Here is a 2,464-nt window from a genome sequence, read left to right as displayed (position 1 = left end):
GCCGGCGCGAGTCGAGTTCGATGAGCTGTGCTGTCATGGCACCAGTGTACCTCTGCGGCATTGGTCCATCTGGTCCGTTACCCACTCCGTCGAGCTGCGCGGCAACCCCTCGTGTCGTTGGGGGAAAAAAGTGGTAGGAACACTAGGAACGGTAGGAACAGCGGCCTGTTTGACCAGGTCAAGCGCACATTTTGCTGTTCCTACTCGAAGGGGTGCGAGTAGGAACAGGTAGGAACACCAGGTAGGAACACGGTAGGAACACCCGCCGAGAGGTGGGAGATGCCGCAAGTGGACCAGCGCCCCAGATGACACATCGGGGGCGAGCTGGTCAGTACGGCCGGTCAGCGTCGACGGCTGCCCGCCGTGCTGCCTCGCGTCGAGCAGCTTCGTCGCGGAGGATCTCGGGCTCGGTCCGTTTGGCGCGCTGGAAGTAGCTCCAGCGCGCGAGTAGCCCGTCGCGGTAGCCGTGCCGGCTGGCGCCGCTCAGCCCGGCCTCGTAGCTCAGGATCAGCTCGTTAGCGAGCACGCCGAGGTGCCGCCACCCGAGGTCCCAGTTGTCGCGGTAGGCGTGCGTCGCGGCGCTGTGTGGAGGGTAGGGCGATGGTGGGTAGCGCCGTTCGTGCTGGTCGTGCATGGGGTCGAGCCCTTCCGTGCGTCGACCCCGGCGGACGAGCTCAATCCTAGTAGCGCGCGATGCTGAGCATCTGCCAGCCGGCGGGCACCTGGTCCTCGAGCAGCTCGCGCGCCTGGTCGTAGGTGTCGGCCGTGGCGGAGAGCTCCGCGGTCTCCAGCTCGTAGCCGCCTTTGTGGTCCGGCGGCCGCTGCCTGATCGTTGCTTTGAGCTCCACCGTCATGGGATGGATCGTATGTCGAGCTGGTGCCGGCGATCGCGCCGGCGCACGCCGAAACGGCCGCGCTGAGCTGGTGTGCTCGGCGCGGCCGTCCTTGGTGGTGCTCGTGGGTCAGAACAGGGCCTCTTGCTCCGGTGCGGGACCGTGGCACAGGGCGACACCACCCGACCCGATCCACAGGCAGCGGTCAGCTCGATGAAAGCCACCGCCGTACGGACAGGGCGAGCTCTCCAGCGGGCAGCGGCGGTCCACCAGCTGCGTGACGGTCTCGGTCGTCAGCTCGAGCTCCATCACGGCTCCTCGAGCTCGACGGCCGGCTGTGCCGGCACATCGACCCTGGTGTGCACGACGCTGTCAGGGTCGGTGAACACGAGGTTCTCGAGCCGGCGGATCTCGTCGGGGTCGGTGCTGGTGAAGCGCTCGACGTGGCCGTCTGTGTAGGTGATCGTGATCCGGGAGGCGCTGGCCTTGGCGAGGATGGCAGCGCGGGCCTCGTCGGTCCAGCGCTGGCGGGCGGCCTGGCGCGTGATGCCGGCCGCGGCGCCGATCTCGCCGAAGCTGTGGCCACGCTCGGCCGCGATGGCGGCGGCGAGGTCGAGCCGGTCGCGGGCCGCGGCTACGTCGTGCGCGGCGTTCTCGATGGCCTTGAGGGCGTCGGCGGTGCTGTCCATGGTGGTCATTCTCCTTCCGCGGGTTGGTTGTCGTCAGGCCAGGACGAGAGCGGCGATGACGAGCGCGGTGATGTGGGCGGTCTGGTCGATGTGGGCGGCGCCGCGGTTGGCCTTGCAAGACGCCTGGTGGTCGGTCTGGAGGGGGTAGTCGCTGAGCATGTGGGCGGCGTAGAGCAGGACGAAGATTGATGCGAACATGGGGCTTCTCTCTCTGGTTGATGGCCGGGGTGGGGCTGTGGGAGGGCCGCCGTGGATTGGACGCCTGGCGGCCCTCCCGGGCGTCTCAGCGGTTGAGGGCTTCCTGGATCAGGTCGACGTGCGCGGCGAAGATCTGGCCGCCGCGGGCCTCGATGGCGTCGACGAGCTCGGCGTAGGAGTTGGCCGGGAGCCACGCGGCATCGGTGGCGTCGTCTTGGCCGGTCACGTCGAAGGGGTAGTCGGAGTAGAGGTAGATGACGCCGGGGATGGTGACCATCCAGGCGTGGCGGCCGGCGCGGGGGTCGGGCACGACGCGGGCGGGGAGCATGGTCTCGATCTCGCCGATGGAGCACACGAGCCCGGTCTCCTCCATCAGCTCGCGTACGCAGCCGGCTTCGGCGCTCTCGCCCTCGTCGAGGCCGCCGCCGGGCAGTGCCCAGCCGTGGCCGTCGCCCCGCTCGATCAGCAGCAGGCGGCGCGCGCCGGCGGTGCTGATGAAGACGATGGCGTCGCTGCACACCGCCTCGCCCCAGTGCCACAGGCCGCCGCGGCCGGCGGGGAGGTCGGGGTTGTGAGTCGGGTTGATCGGCCGGCCGTCAATGACGTTGAAGGGGATGGTGGCGCGGGCCTGGCGCTCGGTCCAGTTGATGGCGCGGGGGTCGTCGCCGCGCAGCTCCGGGTCGCTCTTGGTGTTCGGGTCGACGTTGGAGGTGGTGTTGTAGCTCATCGGTGTGTGCTCCTTGC

The 2,464-nt window shown here is 69.1% G+C and carries 6 protein-coding genes; all 6 read right to left on the bottom strand.

What is annotated here, in order from left to right; genetic code table 11:
• Nucleotides 1-328: 328 nt before the first annotated feature.
• Complete coding sequence (locus tag ACFWQC_RS28285; protein WP_378686163.1) at nucleotides 329-634, bottom strand: hypothetical protein; 306 nt, start codon at nucleotides 632-634, stop codon at nucleotides 329-331.
• Between the two features lie 46 nt (nucleotides 635-680).
• On the bottom strand, nucleotides 681-854 hold the full coding sequence (locus ACFWQC_RS28280) for a hypothetical protein (protein WP_378686161.1): 174 nt from the start codon (nucleotides 852-854) through the stop codon (nucleotides 681-683).
• A 108-nt stretch (nucleotides 855-962) separates the two neighbouring features.
• A complete protein-coding gene (locus ACFWQC_RS28275; protein ID WP_378686158.1) occupies nucleotides 963-1,142 on the bottom strand; it encodes a hypothetical protein in 180 nt (59 codons plus the stop codon).
• On the bottom strand, nucleotides 1,142-1,522 hold the full coding sequence (locus ACFWQC_RS28270) for a hypothetical protein (RefSeq protein WP_378686156.1): 381 nt from the start codon (nucleotides 1,520-1,522) through the stop codon (nucleotides 1,142-1,144). Before ACFWQC_RS28270 ends, ACFWQC_RS28275 begins: the two co-directional genes overlap by 1 nt.
• 33 nt (nucleotides 1,523-1,555) lie before the next feature.
• Nucleotides 1,556-1,720 (bottom strand): hypothetical protein, encoded by a 165-nt coding sequence (locus ACFWQC_RS28265; RefSeq protein WP_378686153.1) that lies wholly within the window; start codon nucleotides 1,718-1,720, stop codon nucleotides 1,556-1,558.
• An 85-nt stretch (nucleotides 1,721-1,805) separates the two neighbouring features.
• The coding region (locus tag ACFWQC_RS28260; RefSeq protein ID WP_378686151.1) for an NUDIX hydrolase at nucleotides 1,806-2,464 on the bottom strand (659 nt) is incomplete at its 5' end.

The sequence above is a fragment of the Nocardioides sp. NPDC058538 genome (assembly GCF_042719275.1).
Taxonomy (GTDB): domain Bacteria; phylum Actinomycetota; class Actinomycetes; order Propionibacteriales; family Nocardioidaceae; genus Nocardioides.
This window is presented reverse-complemented; position numbering and strand designations above follow the sequence as displayed.